This window comes from Porphyromonas sp. COT-108 OH1349, assembly GCF_000768755.1.
Classification (GTDB): domain Bacteria; phylum Bacteroidota; class Bacteroidia; order Bacteroidales; family Porphyromonadaceae; genus Porphyromonas_A; species Porphyromonas_A canoris.
In genome coordinates this window covers 135,962-157,245 of the sequence record NZ_JRAH01000022.1, presented here as the reverse complement: position 1 = coordinate 157,245, position 21,284 = coordinate 135,962, and the positions used below count along the sequence as shown (strand labels likewise).

Annotated in this window: 14 protein-coding genes and 1 tRNA gene; 7 read left to right on the top strand and 8 right to left on the bottom strand. The window is 45.4% G+C overall.

The window, feature by feature from the left end:
• The first annotated feature begins 18 nt into the window (after nucleotides 1-18).
• The 6 genes from JT26_RS06355 to JT26_RS06330 all read left to right on the top strand — a co-directional run bounded on the left by JT26_RS06355 (nucleotide 19) and on the right by JT26_RS06330 (nucleotide 10,329).
• Nucleotides 19-2,181 (top strand): DPP IV N-terminal domain-containing protein, encoded by a 2,163-nt coding sequence (locus JT26_RS06355; protein WP_036847714.1) that lies wholly within the window; start codon nucleotides 19-21, stop codon nucleotides 2,179-2,181.
• Nucleotides 2,172-3,491 (top strand): phosphoribosylamine--glycine ligase, encoded by a 1,320-nt coding sequence (purD, locus tag JT26_RS06350; RefSeq protein ID WP_235300032.1) that lies wholly within the window; start codon nucleotides 2,172-2,174, stop codon nucleotides 3,489-3,491. Before JT26_RS06355 ends, purD begins: the two co-directional genes overlap by 10 nt.
• Entirely contained in the window at nucleotides 3,482-4,414 is a 933-nt protein-coding gene (locus JT26_RS06345; RefSeq protein WP_036847712.1) for a hypothetical protein, read from the top strand. The genes purD and JT26_RS06345 overlap by 10 nt, the downstream gene beginning before the upstream one ends.
• The gene (locus JT26_RS06340) at nucleotides 4,399-4,848 is read left to right on the top strand and encodes a YqaA family protein (protein WP_036788366.1); all 450 of its coding nucleotides are present in this window, start codon (nucleotides 4,399-4,401) and stop codon (nucleotides 4,846-4,848) included. The genes JT26_RS06345 and JT26_RS06340 overlap by 16 nt, the downstream gene beginning before the upstream one ends.
• A gap of 43 nt (nucleotides 4,849-4,891) precedes the next feature.
• Entirely contained in the window at nucleotides 4,892-8,188 is a 3,297-nt protein-coding gene (locus JT26_RS06335; RefSeq protein ID WP_036847709.1) for a S41 family peptidase, read from the top strand.
• A gap of 449 nt (nucleotides 8,189-8,637) precedes the next feature.
• A complete protein-coding gene (locus JT26_RS06330) occupies nucleotides 8,638-10,329 on the top strand; it encodes a family 20 glycosylhydrolase (RefSeq protein WP_052110402.1) in 1,692 nt (563 codons plus the stop codon).
• Nucleotides 10,330-10,991: 662 nt separating this feature from the next.
• Here JT26_RS06330 and JT26_RS06325 read toward each other — a convergent pair.
• The 7 genes from JT26_RS06325 to JT26_RS06295 form a co-directional block, all read right to left on the bottom strand.
• Nucleotides 10,992-11,207, bottom strand: coding sequence for a hypothetical protein (locus JT26_RS06325; protein ID WP_152567004.1), 216 nt, complete (start codon nucleotides 11,205-11,207; stop codon nucleotides 10,992-10,994).
• Between the two features lie 239 nt (nucleotides 11,208-11,446).
• Entirely contained in the window at nucleotides 11,447-12,820 is a 1,374-nt protein-coding gene (gene tig, locus JT26_RS06320) for a trigger factor (RefSeq protein WP_036847703.1), read from the bottom strand.
• 95 nt (nucleotides 12,821-12,915) lie between these two features.
• Complete coding sequence (locus JT26_RS10195; RefSeq protein WP_052110401.1) at nucleotides 12,916-14,055, bottom strand: metallophosphoesterase; 1,140 nt, start codon at nucleotides 14,053-14,055, stop codon at nucleotides 12,916-12,918.
• Nucleotides 14,052-15,398, bottom strand: coding sequence for an MATE family efflux transporter (locus JT26_RS06310; RefSeq protein ID WP_255359387.1), 1,347 nt, complete (start codon nucleotides 15,396-15,398; stop codon nucleotides 14,052-14,054). The genes JT26_RS10195 and JT26_RS06310 overlap by 4 nt, the downstream gene beginning before the upstream one ends.
• Before the next feature lie 44 nt (nucleotides 15,399-15,442).
• The gene (locus JT26_RS06305) at nucleotides 15,443-16,138 is read right to left on the bottom strand and encodes a Crp/Fnr family transcriptional regulator (protein WP_052110400.1); all 696 of its coding nucleotides are present in this window, start codon (nucleotides 16,136-16,138) and stop codon (nucleotides 15,443-15,445) included.
• Between the two features lie 159 nt (nucleotides 16,139-16,297).
• Nucleotides 16,298-16,373 (bottom strand) — tRNA-Lys (locus tag JT26_RS06300).
• Between the two features lie 108 nt (nucleotides 16,374-16,481).
• Nucleotides 16,482-17,645, bottom strand: a complete 1,164-nt coding sequence (locus JT26_RS06295; RefSeq protein ID WP_036788344.1) for an AI-2E family transporter — start codon at nucleotides 17,643-17,645, stop codon at nucleotides 16,482-16,484.
• A gap of 211 nt (nucleotides 17,646-17,856) precedes the next feature.
• On the opposite strand from JT26_RS06295, the gene dacB reads away from it, so the two are divergent.
• On the top strand, nucleotides 17,857-19,278 hold the full coding sequence (gene dacB, locus JT26_RS06290; RefSeq protein ID WP_036847697.1) for a D-alanyl-D-alanine carboxypeptidase/D-alanyl-D-alanine-endopeptidase: 1,422 nt from the start codon (nucleotides 17,857-17,859) through the stop codon (nucleotides 19,276-19,278).
• 29 nt (nucleotides 19,279-19,307) lie between these two features.
• Here dacB and JT26_RS06285 read toward each other — a convergent pair whose 3' ends face one another.
• Nucleotides 19,308-20,513: a metallophosphoesterase gene (locus tag JT26_RS06285; protein WP_036847694.1), complete on the bottom strand. Its 1,206-nt coding sequence runs from the start codon at nucleotides 20,511-20,513 to the stop codon at nucleotides 19,308-19,310.
• Between the last annotated feature and the right edge of the window lie 771 nt (nucleotides 20,514-21,284).

Below are 21,284 nucleotides of genomic sequence, written 5' to 3'. Positions count from 1 at the left end.
CAAACATTTTAAGAGAAGATGAAAAAGACCCTGAGCGTATCTCTACTTTTGATACTGCTTTTAGGCGGAAAAGCCACAGCACAGATGAAAACGTTTACGTTGGATCAACTTATTCCGGGAGGAAAAGAGTCTCACACGATAGTGCCGGAAAGCACAGCACTTCCTCTGCTTACCAATACTCATTTTATCTATAAGAGAGATAATATCTGGGTAGCTGCTCCACTTTCCGATGTGAGCAAACATCGACCATTCCTGACCCCCGACAGCTGGAAATCTTTGACTGGGGAAGAGGAGATGCCGTATGCCATCTCCCCAGGGGCAAAAGGCTCTTATCTCATAGCATATCACCCCTCTTTCGTTTATCATATCTCCAATGACGGGAAACAGATACTGGCAAAGTACAAGAGTGTGCCGGGAGGGGATAAGCTCTATCACTCGACGGAGAAGGGCGCAATATCTCAGAGTGCCAACCATAAAGTATATATCATCTATCCCGATGCCGAACCACAAGAGATCACTCCGGATGGATCGCGAGAAGTAGTCTATGGTGAGGTGCCTCATCGTAACGAGTTCGGAATAAATGATGGTATGTTCTGGTCTCCCGGCGGACGTCTTCTTGCTTTTTACAGAATGGATCAGAGCATGGTTACAGACTATCCGTTGGTAAATACGGCAGCAAGAATATCGGAGCATACTCCTATAAAGTATCCCATGGCAGGGATGGCAAGCCATCATGTTACGGTAGGAATATATGATCTTGAAAGCCAAAAGACCATCTACCTAAAGACCGGTGCACCGGAGGACAGATACTTTACCAATCTTGCCTGGAGCCCGGACGACAGATACCTTTATATAGATGAGGTGAACAGGGAACAGAACCACTGCTCTTTGGTGATGTATGATGTCCGTACTGGAGAAAAGGTGAGAGAAATCCTTCAGGAGACTCATCCAAAGTATATAGAGCCTTCAGATCCTATTATCCCTCTGAATAGCAAGAAACAGGACAGCTTTCTCAGACTTTCCCGAAACAACGGATTTAAGCATCTTATCCTGTTTACCAAGAATGGAGCTAAGAGCAAACAACTTACTCAAGGAGAGTGGGAGATTACCGATTTTCACGGATTGTCCGCAGATCATAAGTATGCCTACTTTACCTGCAATATCAATAATCCGACGGAAAGACAAGTTGCTCGTGTAGCCATCCCGAGTGGAAAGATGGAGCTGATCACTTCCGTTCCTGCATATCATACTGCTCTATTCAATCCGGGACTTACGGCAATCTTTGACCGATTCTCTTCTCAAACTATTCCCGGTCAGGAAGATATTTATACACTCAAAGGTAACAAGTGGAAAAAAGAGACATTCTTCAAGAGTGAGAACCCTATCGCAGATTTTCGCTTGCCCAATGTAGAAAGAGGTATCATAAAAGATGCTTCGGGGAAGTATGACCTTCACTATAAGATCACTTATCCTAAAGACATCAAGCCGGGAGAGAAACTGCCTACAATTGTTTATGTATATGGAGGTCCTCATGCCCAGCTTGTGACAAATTCATGGAATAGCCTGAATCGTGGATGGGATATATTCATGGCACAGAATGGCTATGTCGTATTTACGGTGGATAGCAGAGGTTCAGCCAACAGAGGCTTGGAGTTTGAAAATGTTACGTTCAGACGACTTGGAGAAGTGGAGATGGCAGATCAGATGAAAGGTGTGGAGTATCTTCTTTCTCTTCCTTTTGTCGATCCGGATAGAATCGGAGTACATGGCTGGAGCTATGGAGGGTTTATGACTACAAATCTTATGCTGACACACTCGGATATCTTTAAGGTAGGTGTTGCCGGTGGTCCCGTCATGGATTGGTCTATGTACGAAGTGATGTATGGGGAGCGTTATATGGATACACCTCAAAGCAATCCGGAAGGATATGATGCCAACAATCTTCTTAAAAGAGCCGGAGATCTGAAGGGAAGACTTCTTCTTATTCATGGAGATCTTGATCCTACCGTGGTTTGGCAACACAGCATACAGTTTGTACGGGCAGCGGTAGATGCCGGAACATATCCGGACTACATGGTCTATCCGGGACATGAGCACAATGTTCGAGGTCCTCAAAGAGTACACTTGTACTTTACGATCTCCAGATATTTTGATGATCATCTTAAAAAGATATGGAAATGAGTCAGGCAAAAACAAAGCATAACATGCTTGTTCTCGGTAGTGGAGGTAGAGAAGATGCTCTTGCATGGAAACTGAGACAAAGTCCTTTGGCAGACCATCTGTACCTCGCTCCCGGAAATGGAACGGAAAGAAACGGTATAGAGAAGTTGGATATAAAGCTTTCCGACTTTAATGCCATCTGCTCTGCTGTACAAGAGAAGCATATTGATGTTGTGGTCATAGGTCCGGAGCAACCTCTTGTGGATGGTTTGGTTGACTTCCTCAAGCAGAAAAAAGAGCTTGAAGGGCTTCATATCATAGGACCATCCGCTAAAGGTGCAATGCTTGAAGGAAGCAAAGATTTTGCAAAAGAGTTTATGCAGAAATATGGCATCCCGACGGCAAAGTATCTTACCGTAACTTCTGAAAACATAGCGCAGGGAGAAGCATTTTTAGCATCTCTTTCTGCTCCCTATGTACTAAAAGCAGATGGACTGGCTGCCGGTAAAGGGGTATTGATCTTATCTTCCTTAGAAGAAGCTCTTAAAGAACTTCGGGAGATGCTTACCGGAAAGTTTGGGAACGCCGGCAATAAGGTTGTGATAGAGCAGTATCTTTCCGGTATAGAGTGTTCCTGCTTTGTCTTGACCGATGGCAAAGGTTATATGTTGCTGCCTTATGCCAAAGATTACAAGCGTATCGGCGATGGAGATAAAGGCCTCAATACCGGAGGGATGGGTGCTGTGTCTCCCGTTCCATTCCTCTCTTCGGAACTCAAAAAGCGTATAGAGGAACAGGTGGTATGCCCTACCATAGAGGGACTCAACCGAGAGGGGTTGGACTATAAGGGCTTTGTTTTTATCGGCTTGATGATCTGTGAGGGGAAAGACCCTTATGTGATAGAGTACAACTGCAGAATGGGAGATCCCGAAACGGAAGTGGTAATGCCGAGAATTGGAGAAGATCTTCTGCCACATCTTATCAAACTGAAAGACCAAACGTTGTCTTCCGGATCATTGGAAGAGATTGCGGAGTATGCCACCACTGTTGTCATGACCAGCGGGGGGTATCCGGAAGAATATAAAACAGGATACGAGATTGCCGGAATAGAGTCGGCAGAAAATGGAGACGGAGTGGTTGTCTTCCATGCCGGTACTAAAGGAGCAGACGGTAAACTTCTATCTTCAGGAGGACGAGTGTTGGCATGTACCGGCATAGCCCCTACGCTTCAGAAGGCATTGGATAAGAGCTATCGAGCCACATCGTTAATCTCTTTTACAGACAAGTATAATAGATCCGATATAGGAAAAGATTTGATACCTTGGACATAACAAACATCGCTTTACCGGCACAAAAAGCTTTAGAACAGATTCGTTTTTGCTTTTCTACTTACGAGTTTCTTACTCCGTGGGTGCTTGGTATTGTGTTTGTTTTGACCCTGTTTTTTGTGCGCCGGCACGGACTGATATACTACGGAGGACGCTCTCAGGCATTTGTCGTTCCTCTGTTGTTTACACTCCTTGCCGGTGCTGTTTTTAGGGATATTTCGGTCTGGACTCTCTCTTTATTGAGTACATATCTTCTACTCTTCTTTGTAGAGATAGGTCTGAATAGTTATGGCCGCAAGCAGAGAGTAGTTGCGATGTTTGACACGGGAATCTTCATTGCCCTGCTTGCTCATATCCATCCGGTCTTCTTTATCCTGCTTCTTATTATTTTTAGGGTACTTAGGCGATTGGAACTTCTGCATAAAAAACAGATGGGGGCACTTATTTTGGGGATCTTCTCCATATTTTGGTGTTCTGCTCTGATTATATATATATTCTCCGGTATAGAGGTTCTAAGGGATAGTGCAGTTCATTATCTTCTTTTGCCGGGCGATTTGATGAAAAATCTTCAATCTTATCGGATATTTTCTCCACAGCTTCTCATGAGAGAGCTTCCTCTGATTGCGCTTATCATTATGATAGTGGTGCAAACAGCCGGAATGCTGCCAAGATCTTTGGAGAGACAGCGGTTCACTATTGATATACACATTCGTTTGGTTATTCTTCTCTATATCGCTCATCTCCTTTATGAGCCTGAGGGGGCATCCCTGTACCTTTGCTGTGCATTCTATACCTCTATACTTTCGGGATATTGTCTGACTCAAGCCAAAAGTGTGATCTTACGCACTTTGATATTGCTACCATATCTCTTTTTGCTTTATTCCTGCGTACAAAATTTATTGAATACAACATGGACTTTCTCATAGAATACGGATACTTGGGAGTATTCATTGCCGCATTTCTTGCAGCTACCATCCTACCCTTTTCGAGCGAAGTGGTACTCTCCGGAGTATTGCTTGCCGGTTCGGACTATTGGATGTGTATTGTAGCCGCAACCTTGGGAAACTGGCTTGGAGGTATGAGTTGCTATTGGCTTGGAGCGCAAGGGAAGAAGGAGTGGATTATTAAGTATCTCCGAGTAAATCCGCAACGTCTGGAGAAGATAACTACATGGCTTCAAGGTCGAGGCAGTTGGATGGGCTTTTGGGCATTTCTACCCGGAGTGGGAGACTTTTTTGCAATAGCTCTTGGTCTTCTTCGTGCCAATGTTTGGAGCGTTGCGCTGTTTATGCTTGCCGGAAAACTTGTGCGTTATCTGGTTTGGCAGCAGATTGTAGACTTTTTTGTTGCCCTGTTCTAAACAAGGCATTAACACATACTTATACTTTAACAATAACACTCTTATGAAAAGAAAGATTGCATTATCTCTACTCGCCGGTTTAGGCTTGAGTGCTTTTGCTTCTGCTCAAGAGGCTCCGATGTGGGTGCGTCAAACGGCACTTTCGCCCGATGGTCGGACCATTGCATTTACTTACAAGGGGGATATTTTCACTGTCCCTGTTTCCGGAGGACGCGCCACACAGATTACCTCCAATCCCTCTTACGATACAGCTCCGGTATGGTCTCCGGACAGCAAGAACCTTGCATTTGCTTCGGATCGTGAGGGCGCGATGAATGTCTATCTTACTACTTCGCAAGGAGGACAGGCCAAACGCCTTACGTTTAACTCTTCTTCGGAAATTCCTGTTGCTTTTGACGGCAATCATAACGTTATTTATCGTGCCAATATCCGTCCTGCAAAAGAGGTCGGACTGTTCCCAACGGGAGTCTTTTCTCAGCTTTATACTATTCCTGTTACAGGAGGTAGAGCCAAGATGTTCAGTGCCATTACTATGGAAGAACCATCTATCAGAGACGGAAAGATCCTCTATACAGATAGAAAAGGGTACGAAGATCCATTCCGTAAGCATCATACATCTTCTGTGACGAGAGACATCTGGCTTTACAGCAAAGACGGAGGGTATAAGAAGATCACATCTTTTGCGGGAGAAGACCGCAATGCACAGTGGGTGGCAAATGAAGATGCTTTCTACTATACATCCGAGCAGGATGGAACACTCAATATCTACAAGCGTGCACTCGCCGGAGGAAAGGATGTTCAGCTTACCACGTTTAAGCATCATCCTGTGCGCTATATGTCTGCAGACCGCTTGGGCAATCTCTCTTTCTCCTGGAATGGCGAACTCTATTATATGCCTGTGGGTGGGCAGCCTCGAAAGGTTGATATTGAGATCGTAGCGGACTATACAACTCCGGAAGTGCAGCATTTTAATCTCTCATCCGGTCTCAGCAGTATGGCACTTTCTCCGGATAATAAAGAGATTGCAATGGTTGTTCGTGGAGAGGTTTACGTAACATCTGTAGACTACAAAACCACAAAGCGTATCACCAATACTCCTCAACAAGAAAGAAACATTACATTCAGTCCCGATGGCAGAAAGATTGTTTATGCTTCCGAACGCAACGGCAAGTGGGATCTTTTCATGACAGAACTGGTCCGTAAAGATGACAAGAGCTTTACTTATGCCAGGGAGTTGAAAGAGACTCAGTTGACAGATAGTCCGTATCCCTCTTTTGATCCAAAGTTCAGTCCGGATGGAAAAGAGATTGCGTTTTTGAGAGATCGTTCTGCTATTGTGGTGCTTAATCTTGCCACAAATAAAGAGCGATTGATAAAGGACAAAGTGTTCGACTATTCCTATTCGGACGGTGATCAGTGGTTTGAGTGGAGTCCGGATTCCAAGTGGATTATAACGAACTATATCGGCGTTGGTGGTTGGAACAATAAAGACGTTGCTATCTTCAAAGCAGATGGTAGTGGAACGGTACACAACCTTACTGAGAGTGGTTACTCTGATATCAGAGGACGATTTGTACTTGGAGGTAAAGCGGTTCTTTTCTCTTCGGACAGATCCGGTTATAGAAGCCATGGTAGCTGGGGAGCAGAGCGAGACATCTATTTGATGTTCTTGGATAGAGAAGCGTACGATCAGTTTATCCGTTCTAAAGAAGAGCGCGAATTGGCAAAGACAGAGATTTCTGATGTTGATAAGAAGAAAGAAGACGAAAAGAGTGCGGATAAGAACAAAAAGTCCAAAGCCAAGAAAGACGATAAAGAGAAGAAGACCGAAAAGCCTTTGGTATTCCAGCTTGAAGACAGAGATTATCTCACTGTTCGTCTTACCAGAACGTCCGGAATGCAGACAGATTATGTTATAGAGCCAAAGGGAGAAATCCTTTACTATATTGGTCTTGTAGACAATGCGTTCAATCTGTACGAAATCAATCTTGTCGAAGGTTCTACCAAAGTACTTATCCCCAACATCGGATCCGGTTCTCTGTTCATGGGTAAGAATGGTACCACTCTCTTTGTAGCTACTTCTTCCGGTATCAAGAAGATTGACGGAACCAAGCAGACTCCTGTAACATTCTCTGCGCCATACGAACTTCGTAAGACACAGGAGCGTGAGTATATTTACCGCCACATGGTACAGCAGGTACAGGATAAGTTCTACGACGTCAATCTTCATGGCGTGGATTGGGCAATGTACTCTGCGAACTATGGAAAGTTTTTGCCTTACATCAACAACAACTACGACTTTGCCGAGCTGATGTCCGAAATTCTTGGCGAGCTCAATGCTTCTCACACCGGTGCAAGATACGGAGCTCCCGTCTCTGCACAGATTACGGCAAGTCTTGGTCTGTTCTATGACGAATCTTATACAGGCGACGGGCTCAAGATTGCAGAGGTAATGCCGGGCAGTCCTCTCAAGAATGCAGCGAGCAATGCCAAGCCCGGAGCTATCATCGAAAGCATAGATGGCGAAAAGATCCTACGCAATGTTCCGATAGAGCACTACTTCAACGGCAAAGTCGGAAAGCGCGTACTTCTTACCATCAAGAATCCAAGTAGCGGAAAGGTCAAAGTCGGAAAGCACGTACTTCTTACCATCAAGGATACAAAGAGCGGAAAGGTAACGGAAGAGTACGTCCGTCTCATCTCACAATCGGCAGAGAACGGACTTCTATACAGACGCTGGGTAGAGAAGCGTGCCGAAATGGTCAATAAATGGTCGAACGGACGCATCGCTTACATCCATATTCAGGGGATGAACAGCCCGTCGTTCCGCAAGATGTACAAGGAGCTTTTGGGTAAATATCGTCATTGCGATGCCGTTATCGTGGACACCCGCTTCAATGGTGGCGGCTGGCTGCATGAAGATTTGGCTATCCTTTTGAGCGGAAAGGTTTATTCCCGATTCACGCCTCGTGGCACATATATCGGCTCCGATCCTTTCGCTCAGTGGACCAAGCCGTCTGCCGTACTCATGAGCGAGGGCAACTACTCCAACGCTCACGGCTTCCCTTATGTCTATAAGACGCTCGGATTGGGTAAGCTGATCGGTGCGCCCGTACCGGGAACCATGACTGCCGTATGGTGGGAAAGCCAGATAGATCCTACTTTGGTCTTCGGTATTCCGCAGGTAACATGCTCCGATTTGGATGGCAAACCGCTGGAAAACGTACAGCTCGAACCGGATGTTTTGGTTTATAATACACCGGAACAATACCTTGTCGATGACGATCAACAGCTGCGTGCAGCAGTGAAGACTCTCCAAGAGCAATTGAATAAGAAGTAATACTTTCGGTCATTACTTATCTGAAAAAGCACCTAAGCTTTCAAACGAAAGCTTAGGTGCTTTTTATCGTTCTTCGGAATGGTAATTACCGTTCTCCAATTTAGTAATTACCATTTCTCGGTTTAGTAATTACCGTTCTCCAATTTAGTAATTACCATTTCTCNCCGTTCTCCAATTTAGTAATTACCATTTCTCGGTTTAGTAATTACCGTTCTCCAATTTAGTAATTACCATTTCTCGGTTTAGTAATTACCGTTCTTCAATTTAGTAATTACCATTTCTCGGTTTAGTAATTACCGTTCTCCAATTTAGTAATTACCATTTCTCGGTTTAGTAATTACCGTTCTCCGGTTTAGTAATTATCGTTTTTCAGGTTGATAATTATCTCCAAAATAAATGCTACATTGCTTCCGTTTATAAACATTATATCGTTACCCCAATTTTTCATCATGAAATCTCGTATTACTCTCCTTGTTCCCGCTGTTTTGCTATGGCTTTTCTTGGCAAACCGGCACACCGTATCCGCACAAGTATCGCATCAAAGCTCCCCGAATGCCTACGAATGGCGGGGCTGCATGATAGACGTTTCGCGTCATTTCTTCGGTGTGGATGTGCTGAAAAAGCAGATAGACATCCTCTCCTCCTACGGCATCAACCGCCTGCATCTGCATCTGACCGATGCCGGAGGCTGGCGTTTTGTATTGTCCGGATATCCTCGTCTGACCGAGCTGTCGGCATGGCGTACCGAAAGCCACTGGGACAAGTGGTGGGGAGAAGGGGATCGCCGATACCTCCCGGAAGGAACACCCGGCGCCTATGGCGGATATTACACCGAGGCCGAACTGAAAGCCCTCATCGCTTATGCCAATGAACGAGGCATCATGATCGTTCCCGAAGTGGAGATACCGGGGCATAGCGAAGAGGTGATGGCGGCTTATCCGGAGCTGAAGTGCGTTGGGAACGATGGGGCGCAGGCAGACTTCTGTGCCTCCAATCCTGCCTGTTACAAGTTCATAGACCATCTCATAGACGAGGTCGTGAGGATCTTTCCTTCGGATTATATCCACATCGGAGGCGATGAAGCGGGCAAGACACACTGGCGCACCTGCTCCCGTTGCCGGGAGATGGCTTCACGGCTGGGGCTGAAAAGCACCGACGAACTCCAAGACCATATCGTAAGCTATGCCATGCGTCGTGTCACGGATCATGGTCGTAAGCCTGTCTGCTGGGACGATGCCCTGTGCGACTCTCTCCCCGAAGGCAGTATCGTCATGGTTTGGCGCGATGTCAAGCAGGTACAGCGTGCATTGGAAAAAGGTTACGACGTTATTTTCTCCCCGTCGCAATATTGTTATCTGGACTATGCACAAGATGCACCACAGTCTCAACCCCGATCTTTCGGAGGCTATCTCCCCTTGAAACGTGTCTGGGAAATGGAGCTGCCGAAAGGAATACTCGGCGTGCAGGGAAACCTTTGGACGGAATACGTAGCTACACCTCAGCATCTGGAGTATATGCTCTACCCTCGTATGCTCGCGATTGCAGAGGTCGGACGTCTGGGAGATAAGCGTCCGCCGTATGAGGTGTTCAGAGCTTGGGCGTTGGAACAAACAGAGCATCTGCGCCGAAACAACGTGAATACATTCGACCTGAAGCATGAGCAAGGCGATCGTCCGGAGACTCTTCAGCCTGTCGTCCACAAGGCCTCGGGGGCGAAGGTCATCTATCACAAACCTTTCTATCCTTCCTATAATGCCGGCGGCGAACAGGCTTTGGTAGACGGACTTCGCGGTAACTGGCAGCACGGCGATGGACGTTGGCAGGGTTTCCTGGGAGAGAATTGCCTCGACCTTACTCTTGATCTTGGGAAAACATCTACACTACAATCCATCGGAATGGACTTCCTCCAAGCGGATGTCGCAGGGATCTATCTGCCAAAAGAACTCTGTATCATGGCTTCGACAGATGGGAAAAACTTTGTGGAAATCTTCCGAAAAGAGCATCCGAAAGAGCCTCGAACAATCTCTTTCATAGAGCATTGGAAGTGGGAGGGAAAGATTAAAGCTCGTTACCTGCGTATTATTGGCAAGGCAGGAAGCAGGGGTGAGTGGATCTTTACGGACGAAATCGTCGTGCGCTGATTGGCTCGGCGATATTTGCTCACAAGATTTGCACCATTTTTCTTATGGAAAAGCGGGTACAGAGGCTCGGCTGAAAAGAGCTTCTGATGGGATGGAATATATAAAAATGACCTCCTCCGAAGCTCCTGAAAATCTCTTCTTTTTTCTCTTTTTTCATTATGGAAGAAAAGCCGTAATGTCGTAAGCTCTTTTATCCCAAAGTGATACGGATTTTCTCGAATTTGGGAAAAATTTTTTCTCAGTCCGTTTGATGGGGCTTTTTCGCGTTAATAGGTGTAAATTTTAACACCTTTGTCTGTGAACGTTTCCTAATAAAGAAATTTGCCTTTTCAGAGGCATTTTAGGGTAAAAACAGGTAATCTGCTGATATTTAGTGTCTTGATTATTTTGGCTAAACACTTTAATCGAATCCGGTAAACGTATTAAATGAAATCGGTAAATACGTTTACCGACTTCGTTAAATACTTTAAGCCGACAAAATATACTGCTTTAGCGTTTTGAGTAAACCTGCATCAAAAATCGTGTTAATAAAACAGCCCGAATTTAACAGTTCGATCGTGCTCTGAAAACACTACCTCCGATCAAAATAGAGAGACCGAAAAAAGTGAGTATTTTTCGGGATGGAATATATAAAAATGAAGGGCGGTTTCGGGGGCTGAAAACTATCTCGGAAGATCGGATTGCTCTTCGCACGTTTTTTTCTTCTCCACTCTTTTGCGAGTGTATCTGCCTATGAGATCCGATGCGACAATCATAATGAAAACGATAACTCCTGAAGTGCGGGAGAGCCAACCCATTTCGATGATAAACCTTATTATTACAGCTATCACTATTGTTACCATCAGGTAGGCGATTACGTACTTTGTTTTTTGTGTCATGATCTGTGTGGTCTTGTTGATCTTGGTGCAAAGATACCCCAAATAGCCGTAAGAAGACCTTTGCATAGCAGCTTATCTGCTTCAAAGGTCTCTTTATGGTGTGCGTTAATCCGTATTTCAGACGGAGGATTTCCGGGCTGACGGCTCAAAAGAAGCTGCACCCCGAAAGTTTTGTTCCTAACTTTCGGAGTGCAGCTTGGTTACCGGAGTCCGGTATTGTTATCTGTGGCGGGAGAAGATTATGCTTCTGCCGGTTCGAACATTTTCTTGAACTCTTCTGCCGTAACGTTCTTTTCTTCAAGTGTTACCTGGTCTTTCATCCAAGCGGCAAACTTGCTTCTCTCGATCTGATCGTTGATCTGATTGCGGCTTTCAGGCTTTTCTATAAGCGTCTTGGCGTAGTTGGCAAGCACATCTTCGGGGATGTTGTTCATGCCATACTGTGCAAACTGCATCGCTGCCATCTGTTTTGCAGAGTTGAGAGTGTCTTCCTCTGTGGCTACGATATTATTTGCCGTAAGGATTGCATCTCTGTAAATGTAGCTCTTGATGTCTTCAAAGAAGCGAGGCATAGACTTTTCAAACTCTTCGTCCGTCATCTTTGCTCCCTGCTCGGTAGTCTTGTACCACTTCTTGAGGAGTTCTTCGTCGAGTGCTATGGCGTTTGCCTTGTGTTCTTTGATGTAAGACTCTGTATCGAGTTGGAACTTATACATGGAGTCGTTCTCGTTCTGTTTGCTGTAGATCTCTCTCAGCTTTGCACGCATTTCGTCTTCGCTCTTCACCTCACCCTCTCCGAATAGAGCATCGAAGAAGTCTTGGTTGAGCTCTGCCGCTTCACTGCGAGTAATCTTTTGGATCTCGAAGCTGAACTTGGATTGGTTGCCTTCCACCTCTTCTTTCTTCAGACCGAGAAGTGAAGCAAACTCTACTGTGCTACCGAAAGCAACCGTAGGGTCGAATACTATGACACTGTTGAGAGATGAGCCGATGAAGAGTTTTTGCTGTTCTTCATTCTTGATCATGGAGACAAGAAGCATGGCGTTTTCTTCCTTGCGCAATCCGCCTTCGAGAGGCTTACCGTCTGCGTCAAGCTCGCACACTGTTCCGCGTACGATATCGTTTGCTTCCACCACTTCTGCATCTACGTAGCGAGGGTTGGACTTTAGTATCTCTTGGATGCGAGCATCTATATCTGCATCTGTAAGCTCGATGTTGTAGTATGCCAGCTTGTCTTCTTTTGTGGGAAGATTGGTTACTTCCGGGCGAAGAGCCACTTCAAAGTCGAGTGCGAAAGTCTCTTGCTTCTCAAAGTCGATAGCAGGAGTGCTGTCCGTAACCATGGGTTGTCCGAGCACTTTAAGCTCGTTTTCTCTCAAGGCTTTATCTACTCCTTCGCTGATTTGACGTTGAACTTCTTCTACTTTGGCAGACATACCATAGAGCTTTTGTACCATTGCCATAGGCACTTTACCCTTGCGGAAACCTTGGAAGTTACCGTTGTTCTTGATCTGCTTAAGGGCTTTTTCTACTCCCGATTTGTAGTCTTCCGGAGTGATAACCACTTCAAAGATGGCTTTGATACCGCTCTTCTCTTTTATTGTTATGTTCATACTCTTATATGATGTGTTTTAATATCCTACTTTATTGAAGCTTACAAAATTAGTGCTATTATTTCATCCGACCAAAAATGGCAGGACGGGATAAGTTATTTTTGAAATTCGACATCTATAATAACCAATTCGCTACGTGTGCCGACACGGAACGGAGATCCGGCCACTCCATATCCGGAAGAGACCACTGCCGTTGTGTTGCCGTACTGCGAAATGCCTTCGATCTGCTTGAAAGCAAGCTGTACAAGAAAGCGGAAAGGTACAAACTGTCCGCCGTGGGTGTGTCCGAACATCGCAAGATCTATGCCCAAACTCCGAGCTTCGTCTATTTGACGGGGCTGATGATCGAGTAGCAGCAGAGGCTTATTGCGGTCTATGCGATAGCGCATTGCCAGATCGGAGAAAGAGGCACGCCCATTGGGATTGTTGTGATCATCCCTTCCGAGCAGCTGTATATCCGTTCCGGGAAGAGTGATGAGGGAGTCTATCAGAAGCGTTCCTGCGTCTCGAAGCCAAGCCTTTTTGCCCTCGACATCGCCTCTGTACTCGTGATTTCCCATTACGATATAGGTGCCGTATTTGCTGCTGATGGATTTCAAGGTCTCTTTTACGCCCTCTTTCTCTCCATATCTCAGGTCATAATCGAAGATGTCTCCGCCGATGAGAAAAATATCGGGCTTTTCTGCTTCGACCATTTTAGCCAGACGTTCTATGCTGCTCAAGCCCATGATCTCTCCGATGTGAGGGTCCGTTACCAGAGCTATTCGGAGCTTCTCTTGTCCGGGAGAGGGCTTTGCAATCTTCACTTCATAGCGTGAGACAATCGGCTCCATCGTATTGCGATAGCCTTTGTTGCACGCCAGTACGAGGAGCAGAAGAGACAGGAGCATCATGTAGCCATACCACCGCTGTTTGTTTTCAGCGGAGACATTCCACCTCTTGCGGAACAGCAGAAGCGCAATGCGCGTTCCCAAGCCTATCAGAGCAATGATGAAGCTGTATATGAGAATGATAACGTAGTAGTTGTTAAGGAAATACATGATCTGCCCGAAGCTCTCCCATGGTATGGATTTACGAGTAATATATACTCCGAGGAAGAAAAGATACATCAGGATAAGAAGTGCCATGATCACCTTTCCCCATTTTGTTTTTTTGAGAGAGGTCTGATTCACTTTGTAGAGCAGGTATAACATGATGAGAGTCTGCCCTACAATGGACATGAGGAATACTTTCATAAAGCCGGTTTGATGCGTTTGTTATAGTGGTACAAGTACACAAAAAAAGCTGTCATCGCTGCCAGTATATCGGATATGGGGAGTGAAAACCAGATTCCTTTGAGTCCCAAAATGGGAGGAAGCAGCAATAACAGCGGAATTAGATAGATAATCTGACGGGTAAGAGAGAGAAGCATGGAGACTTTTGCCCTGCCAATGCTCTGAAAGTACTGCGTTGTGGTGATCTGGAAACCGACAACGGCGAAGTGAAAAGTACATACCCGGACAGCATATACAGTGAGATCCATGAGTTTGGGATCAGATGTAAAGCCTCGTACGATGAGGCTCGGAGCGAGAACACCCAATAGTCCGCCAACGAGACCAATGCTCATATTCAAGCCGAAAGATCGCCACGAAGCCTCTTTTACTCTGTGGTAGAGTTCGGCTCCATAGTTATAACCGACAATCGGCTGCATACCTTGAGAAACACCCAAACACAACATCAGGATAAGCATAGCGAAGCTACTCAGTATGCCATACGCCCCCACCGCATAGTCTCCTCCGTACTGTGCCAAACTTTTATTGAGGATCACGGTGATGAGACTGCCGGTCAGCTGCATGGAGAAAGGCGCCATACCGATGGAGAGGATGGCGATGATGTGTCTCTTTTTGAGTTTGAAGTTTTTTATGCGAAGCTGTATGTTGCTGCTCTTACTCAGGAAGTGAGTAACGACGAAACACATACTGATGAACATGGATATGACGGTAGCCCATGCTGCTCCCGCTATTCCCATATTGAAGACAAAGATAAAGATCGGATCCAGAATAATATTCGATATGGCTCCGATAAGCATTGTCGTCATGGCTTTGGAGGGATAGCCTGCCGCTCTCATTACCGCATTGTAGCTGAAAGCAATGTTTGCAAAGATATTGCCGGGCAGTGCTATTATGAGATATTCGCGAGCATACTTCAAGGTCTGATAGCTTGCGCCGAAAGCCAAAAGGAGATCGTCCAGATAGATGAGACAGAGCAGTGTGGCCGGAAGACTGATCAGGAGCGTGAGGAGAAAAGCATTGCCCAAAAGCTCTTCCGCTGTCTCTCTTTTTTTTGCTCCGAGCAAAATGGAGACCCTTGCAGATGCTCCCGAACCGATGAGCATTCCCATAGCCTGAAGGAATATGATGATGGGAAATGTTACAGCCAGTCCGGATATTGCCAAGCTGCCGACACCATTTCCGATAAACATTCTATCCACGACATTGTAAAGCGAGTTTACCATCGTTCCAACCACAGCCGGAACGGCAAACTGCCTTAGTAGTCGTCCTACCGGAAGATGCTCCAATGCTTCGCTTCTTTTGTCCATCACTTTTATCCTTTCTGTTCGGGAACGGCTCTTGATGCGTTGATTTAACCCTTTCGTGCTATCTCATCGATGCTTTTTTCGTTGAGTATTGTAATCTCCCGACCTTCCATTTTTATGAGACCTTCTTCTTCAAATGCATTGAGAGTACGTATCGCATTGCTGATGGTCATGTTGGAAAGTTCGCCCATATCCTTTCTGGTCGGATTGATATTCAAAGAACCGTTCGGCTTGAGTCCGTACATCTCTTTCAGCAACAGCAGTCCTTCTGCCATGCGTGCGCGGGATTGCTTGACCAGCAACCCTACCGATCTTCTGTCGCTTAAGAATATGTCCCGATAGCTTTCCAGCATCAGCCAGTAGCTTACTTTGGGATTTTCTCTTGCAATATCCTCCAAGACGGTCAAAGGAAATTTATAAACAAGGCTTGCACCCACGGCAGAGATGCGAACTGCACTCGGCTTTCCCATAAAGAAAGTGCGATACCCAAAAAGCTTCCCCGGACAGATAAGGTTGACGATATGCCTTCTCCCCCCGTAAGATTCCATTGTTACTTTTACCTGTCCTTGAATAAGGATATAGCAATACTCCGGTATCATCCCCTCTTCGAGTAGTATCTCTTTCGGGGCTACCTGCTCAAAAGCAGAGTAGATCTGAAAAAACTCTTTCTCATTCTGAGCCAATAATTCCCACAAGTGTGGAATCATGGTAGAGATATGCGGATGCTTTTCTTTTGGAATCATGTTGTGGAAGATATATGTAAGGAATCAAAAAAGAAGAGTCCAAAGTTACGAAAAAAGTCTATTGCTTTCTGATTCTGGCGCTTTCTCTCTTCATCTGGCAAGCGTTAGGTGCTTATAAAAACCAAAGAGAGGCAGAATTCTCCCGAATTCCACCTCTCTTGGTGATTCGCCTGGGGCTCGAACCCAGGACCCCATCCTTAAAAGGGATGTGCTCTACCTACTGAGCTAGCGAATCCCACCTGTCAATTATGAAAATCAAATGAAAAACTAGCGCATGAATCACTTCATTGCAGCGCAAAGGTAGAGAGAAATTTTTAATTCTCCAATACCTCTACTCAAAAATCTATTTCTTTCTCCTTGTTTTCTTTACTATTTTGCTCCAAAGCGGATCGGCTTTCTTCTGTTCAAGTTCAAGATTTTCCACCGGTTTGCCCACGATATATTTCATGTGGAAGGTGTACAGAATCATTGTTGCAGGGAGAGCGATCACCATTCCAAGCAGTCCGAACAGATACCCGAATATGGATAGAGAAATAAGGATAACGGCAGGCATCATTCCCATGGTCTTTCCCATGATGCGCGGAGTGAGGAACGTATCCTGGATAATCTGTACCAGAAGAAGTATGCCCAAAGATATTGCGAGGACTATGCCCAGATGCTGACCCGTCTCTGCGCTATGCAGCATTGAAAGAAAGACGATAGGAAGCAGTCCTAATATTTGCAGATATGGAACCAGATTCAGTAGTCCGATTAGCATACCCAGTAAAATACCGAGAGGAAGCCCTTGTATAGAGTAGCCTATAGACAGCAGTACGCCCACGCAAAGGGCTATAAGAGACTGCCCTTTGAAGTAGTTGGTCAGGTAGTATTCTACATTGTGTCCCATTTCTATCACGAATGGCTTCAGATGATCCGGTATCAGCTTCATGAATCCGGCATTTAGCCTTTCGTAGTCCAGCATGATAAAGATGAGGTAGAGCAGGAACAGGAAGACCACTGTCGTACTCATGATGATGGAGAATGTGCTTGCAAGGATAGAGACGGACTTGCTCAAGAACTGTTGGAGGGTCTTTATCAGGTTCTCCATATTGAACTCGTTCATCACCGAAGCCACATCGGGATACTGCTCCAGCTGCTCTACCACACTCGGTGGAAGGATGCTCTTTAAGGCTTCAAACGAAGCATACGTCTGGAGTAACTCCCATGCTTTATTCGCTTCTGCCGTTAAAGAGGGCCATATAGCTATGATTATTCCCGAAATTGTTCCCCCAACAAGGATCAGAACCGTAAGTACCGAGAGAGCCCGTGAGCGTATTTTGAGTTTCTTCTCGAAGAAGTAAACCAACGGCATAAGCAGATGTGCGATGATCCATGCCAGTATAAAAGGGATCAATATGCCCGATAACTTTTGGAACAGAAATATTCCCAACGCCGCAAACAGTACGGAAAAGAAGATTTTAGATAGTCTGTCTAAGGTAAATGGCCTGTCGAAAAAGTCTTTAATCATATATTTTTCGGTCTTGTGTCTGTGTAAAACTTGATGTTTACAAAGATAAAAAATTTAGAATGATACCTTTTGTGCTACTATTCTTTCAGCTGCGTTAAATTTTGTTGCCTTTTTTACTGAGCTGTCTTAACAAGATTCACGCTCGAAATATCGGGTCGCGAGCAAAAGATCGCTATCTTTGAAGAAATACGTAAAAAAGATTTAGACTTGTATGATTGGACTTCGACACCTCTTTACACTTATTCTTATCTCATTCGGATATGCTTCCGCTTACTCTCAGAGGATGCCTGCCTCATCTTCTGTTGCACCCCTAAAGAATGCTTTACTGGGTATAAGCGTCAGGGATGCCGATACCGGGAAAGAGATTTTATCTCAAAACAGCCATGTGCTGTTCACTGCCGCAAGTGTGATGAAAGTGATAACCACAGCTACCGCACTCGAAGTTTTGGGTGCGGATTATCGCTTTTCCACAGAGGTCAGATATACCGGCACCATAGAGAAAGGCGGTATCTTGAATGGCGATCTCTATATCATCGGGGGAGGAGATCCCTCTCTTGGCTCCCGTTTTCTCACCAATATTCCTCAAGACACGCTTTTCTCCGCTGCGCTGAAGGAGCTTAAGGCGCTCGGCATACGTCAGATTATGGGACGAGTATTGGCACCGATATCGGAAGCAGATCTGTTTCCCATAAATCCGTATTGGCTTCACACCGATCTTGGCAACCATTATGCTCCTCACGTTTCTCGTCTTTGCCTCTATGATAATGCTTATTCCGTTACCGTGTACCGAGACAGACGGGATGTGAGAGTCTTTCCGAATGTCCCGGAACTGAATATCCGCCAAAGTTTTGAAGTGTCCGGCAGAAAGAGTACCGACAGTCTGCATATCACGGGGGCTTTGAACTCTTACGAAAGAACCGTTTACGGACTTTTTCCGGCAGATAAAGAGAGTGTAACCATACGTGGAAGCATCCCTTCTCCGGCACTTTTTGCTGCCCGAAGACTCACATCCGTTCTCCGGCAGAATGGTGTTTCCATTGCTCTTCCTGCAGATCAAACGATGGACTTCCCCTCGGAGGCAATACTCTTGTACAGGCACCTCTCCCCGACGCTTCTCGAAATAGCGAAGATCACCAATGTACACAGCCACAATCTCTTTGCCGAACAGCTTCTGCTTGCAATAGCTTCTCCTCAAGGAAAACACCTTGCCGGGCAAAATATTTTCCAGAAAGCATTGGCAGATCTCGAAGCTTATTGGACGGGCAGAGGGTTATCGCTGAAAGAGGCAGACTTGATGGACGGCAGCGGACTATCGCCATACGGCAGACTGTCTCCGGCATTCCTCTCCGAACTGCTTGCCAAAGAGCACCGCTCTCCTCGCGGTGCGCTGTTTCGCAGTACGCTGCCATTCGTTGGGCAGGACGGTAGTGTAAAGAACTTTCTCAAGAATACTTCTCTTGCCGGAAAGGCTCAACTGAAAAGCGGATCCATGAGACAAGTGGTTACTTATGCCGGATATATCCCCTATAAAGGGAAGACTTATGCGGTCTGCATTATGGTCAATAACCACAACAGCACCTATCGCGCCACGAGAGATGTGGTAGGAAAGGTGCTGTTGAGTATGTTTCCGTGAGAGAGGATGGCTCCTACACGCTTTTAGTCTTAGTATAACTTTCTGCGATTACCGAGGTCGTCGATGCTGTAAAATACGCCCCTTTCCACAAGGAGACCTTTGGTTTTGCCGGTCTGTTTCTTTTGACCATGTTTGAGGTCTATGTTGATCGCTTTGCCGTTGAACGTCGGAACAATATCCTCAACGACAGAGTGTCCGAACACCACCCTGTCTGCTCCGTAGCGGTTCAGTATTTCATCCAGCCGGTGCTGCTCTATCTTGGTGTATCTGTCCTTGTATGCCGATACAAAGCCTCTATACCAGAACACACCTTTAGCTCCTAACAGAAAGTTGGCTTTCGGATCTTCTCCGGGGTGTCCGTAGAGATCTTTTGTCTGATTGGCTCTTGATATTCGGTTTATATCCTCTATCGAGAGGTTGTGGTCCAATATTTCGGGTGAAAGACCGGCGTGTACAAAGAGGGTCGAACCTATCTTCATGATACCATTTTTGGTCTGGAGCCATCTGCCCAACTCTGTTTCAGAGAAGATATACTGGACAGCCTTTTTCGGGTTGTCATGTCCGCTTATCTTTTGAGCAGCGGCAACATATCTTTCGCGATTGTATTGGAACTTCCCTTGCATATTCATCAGTTCATGGTTCCCAAGTATGAAGTGTACCGCTCCACCTGCTTGTTCTGCCTCTTGTTCCAGTTTATAGATCAGCCATAGTACTGCTGTTACATTGTCGCCTCTGTCTACAAAGTCTCCCACGAGTACAAGATGTCCGTTTCCGAAGCTCCATCCGAACTCTCGATCTATCACTCCGTTGCTTTGGAGGAAAGAGACAAATCCGTCGAAGTTCCCCTCGATGTCTGAGATTGCAACCAGCTTGTCCGGCATCGGTATGGTTCCGGGAGACATCTTGAAACCGGAACGAAGAAAGAGGTTGAAGTGGTCTCGATCCTCATTTTTTACCTCTACCCGTATCGGTCTGCTTCTGTCCACTTTTTCTTTGAGCAGGTTGTCCCGTGCATCTACTCTGTACAGTGTTTCTCCCACTATATAAGGGCCATCCACTCCATCAAGATCATCATCATCTTTGTCGTCCTCGTCGTCTCCATCGGGAGTGTTCGAGAAGAGAGCCGATGATGTCGGGCGGATGCCGGAAAAGGCATTGGGGGTTTGGATGGTACCGGACAAGATACATAGCAGTGCTATCCGGAAAATATTTTTAATGCTTTGTGCTATTTTCATTGCGGAATATGTGTTAATAACATTCTAATTCATAAGGCTTTGTATTAACGTAAAGCCACCGGATACAAAGCTACGAAACTTATTTTTATTTTGATGCAAGTCGGTTTGTTATAAGTTGTGTCTTAATGTATAATACTTTTGCCTTTTCAAAAAACTTTTTGAGACCATCTGCCGAAGAGATTTTTATATATTCCATACCGAGTGAAATGCCCCGAAAATTCCTGCTTCTATTTTGATCGGAGGAAGTGTTTTCAGAGCATGATCGAACTGTTAAATTCGGGCTGTTTTATTAACACGATTTTTGATGCAGATTCACTCAAAACGATAAAGCAGTATATTTTGTCGGCTTAAAGTATTAACCGAAATCGGTAAACGTATTTACCGATTTCATTTAATACGTTTACCGGATTCAATTAACGTGTTTAGAATTTTTGCTTATGGTATTGAAAGATAGTGGTTTATCTATTTTGCCCTCTTTTTTGCTGTTTTTAGAGGCAAAATCCTATTAAGGCTTATTTACAGAAGTGGATGTTGAAATTCACACGAATTAACGCAAAAAAGCTCCATCAAACGGACTGAGAAAAAATTTTTTCCAAATTCGCGATCTTTTGTATCTCGTTGTGTGTCATATTTTTGCGGATTTGTCTCTTGCCCGGAAGGGAAATGCGAGGAAGCCTCATGCCGCCTCTTCACCGGATTTTTTGCCATCCGTTTTTATATAAAAGCACCACGCCGAGCAGGGAGAATATCATCAAGAAACACTCTGTTCTT

What these genes read in the sequence shown, in the direction of transcription:
- JT26_RS06355 (WP_036847714.1), top strand. Translation starts at nt 19, where the DNA reads ATGAAAAAGACCCTGAGCGTATCTCTACTTTTGATACTGCTTTTAGGC.
- purD (WP_235300032.1), top strand. Translation starts at nt 2,172, where the DNA reads ATGGAAATGAGTCAGGCAAAAACAAAGCATAACATGCTTGTTCTCGGT.
- JT26_RS06340 (WP_036788366.1), top strand. Translation starts at nt 4,399, where the DNA reads ATGGACTTTCTCATAGAATACGGATACTTGGGAGTATTCATTGCCGCA.
- JT26_RS06335 (WP_036847709.1), top strand. Translation starts at nt 4,892, where the DNA reads ATGAAAAGAAAGATTGCATTATCTCTACTCGCCGGTTTAGGCTTGAGT.
- JT26_RS06330 (WP_052110402.1), top strand. Translation starts at nt 8,638, where the DNA reads ATGAAATCTCGTATTACTCTCCTTGTTCCCGCTGTTTTGCTATGGCTT.
- JT26_RS06325 (WP_152567004.1), bottom strand. Translation starts at nt 11,207, where the DNA reads ATGACACAAAAAACAAAGTACGTAATCGCCTACCTGATGGTAACAATA.
- tig (WP_036847703.1), bottom strand. Translation starts at nt 12,820, where the DNA reads ATGAACATAACAATAAAAGAGAAGAGCGGTATCAAAGCCATCTTTGAA.
- JT26_RS10195 (WP_052110401.1), bottom strand. Translation starts at nt 14,055, where the DNA reads ATGAAAGTATTCCTCATGTCCATTGTAGGGCAGACTCTCATCATGTTA.
- JT26_RS06310 (WP_255359387.1), bottom strand. Translation starts at nt 15,398, where the DNA reads ATGGACAAAAGAAGCGAAGCATTGGAGCATCTTCCGGTAGGACGACTA.
- JT26_RS06305 (WP_052110400.1), bottom strand. Translation starts at nt 16,138, where the DNA reads ATGATTCCAAAAGAAAAGCATCCGCATATCTCTACCATGATTCCACAC.
- JT26_RS06295 (WP_036788344.1), bottom strand. Translation starts at nt 17,645, where the DNA reads ATGATTAAAGACTTTTTCGACAGGCCATTTACCTTAGACAGACTATCT.
- dacB (WP_036847697.1), top strand. Translation starts at nt 17,857, where the DNA reads ATGATTGGACTTCGACACCTCTTTACACTTATTCTTATCTCATTCGGA.
- JT26_RS06285 (WP_036847694.1), bottom strand. Translation starts at nt 20,513, where the DNA reads ATGAAAATAGCACAAAGCATTAAAAATATTTTCCGGATAGCACTGCTA.